Below are 1,536 nucleotides of genomic sequence, written 5' to 3' on the forward strand. Positions count from 1 at the left end.
GACCAGGGACTGGGTGGAGGCGTCGAGGCCGGGGACCTCGGCACCTTGGGTCAGGGCGGGTTCGACGCGCTTGGCGAGGACCTTGCCGAGCTCGACACCCCACTGATCGAAGGAGTCGATGTTCCACACGGCTCCCTGCACGAACACCTTGTGCTCGTACAACGCGATGAGCTGACCCAGGACGGACGGCGTCAGCTCCTTCGCCAGGATCGTGGTCGTGGGGTGGTTGCCCTTGAACGTCTTGTGCGGCACCAGCTCCTCGGGCACGCCCTCGGCGCGCACCTCGTCCGGCGTCCTGCCGAACGCGAGGGCCTGCCCCTGGGCGAACAGGTTGGCCATGAGCAGGTCGTGCTGGCCCGCGAGTTGCGGCGACAGCTCGGCGACCGGCTCGGCGAAGCCGATGAGGTCCGCCGGGATCAGCTTCGTGCCCTGGTGGATGAGCTGATAGTAGGCGTGCTGACCGTTGGTGCCCGGGGTGCCCCAGACGACCGGCCCGGTCTGCCAGCCGACCCCGTCACCGTCGCGCTGCACGGACTTGCCGTTGGACTCCATGTCGAGCTGCTGGAGGTACGCCGTGAACCTGGACAGGTAGTGCGAGTACGGCAGCACCGCGTGCGACTGGGCACCGTGGAAATTGCCGTACCAGATACCGAGCAGGCCCATCAGGAGCGGCGCGTTGGCCTCGGCGGGCGCGGTGCGGAAGTGCTCGTCGACCAGGTGGAAGCCGTCGAGCATCTCACGGAACCGGTCCGGGCCGATGGCGATCATCAACGACAGACCGATCGCGGAATCGTACGAGTAGCGGCCACCGACCCAGTCCCAGAACTCGAACATGTTGTCCGTGTCGATACCGAAGTCCGCCACCTTCCCGGCATTCGTCGACAGCGCCACGAAGTGCCGGGCCACAGCCTCCTGACCCGCCTTCAGACCGGCCAGCAACCACTCACGCGCGGACGTCGCGTTGGTGATCGTCTCGATGGTGGTGAAAGTCTTCGAGGCGATGACGAACAGCGTCTCGGCCGGATCGAGATCACGCACGGCCTCATGCAGATCCGCACCATCGACATTCGAGACGAACCGCACCGTCAGATCACGGTCGGTGAAGGAACGCAGCACCTCGTACGCCATCGCCGGACCCAGATCGGAACCACCGATGCCCACATTGACGACATTGCGGACACGCTTGCCCGTATGGCCGGTCCACTCCCCCGCACGGACCTTCTCCGCGAAGAGCGCCATCTTGTCCAGAACCGCGTGCACACCCGGCACCACGTTCTCACCGTCGACCTCGACCACCGCCTCGCGCGGCGCACGCAGCGCCGTGTGCAGAACGGCCCGCCCCTCGGTCGTATTGATCTTCTCACCCCGGAACATGGCATCACGCAGACCGAACACGTCGGTCGCGGTCGCCAGTTCCCGCAGCAGGGCCAACGTCTCGTCAGTGACGAGATGCTTGGAGTAATCGATGTACAGGTCACCGACCTGGACCGTGTAGCGCCCGGCACGCCCGGGGTCGCCGGCGAACAGCTCGCGCAG

General features: G+C 66.3%; 1 protein-coding gene. It reads right to left on the bottom strand.

Annotation, left to right across the window (positions count from 1 at the left end):
* Positions 1-1,536 (bottom strand): glucose-6-phosphate isomerase (gene pgi / locus OFY01_RS16825; RefSeq protein WP_266600724.1); only part of this gene is annotated, 1,536 nt, incomplete at both ends.

The sequence above is a fragment of the Streptomyces beihaiensis genome (assembly GCF_026274175.1).
Taxonomy (GTDB): Bacteria; Actinomycetota; Actinomycetes; order Streptomycetales; family Streptomycetaceae; genus Streptomyces; species Streptomyces beihaiensis.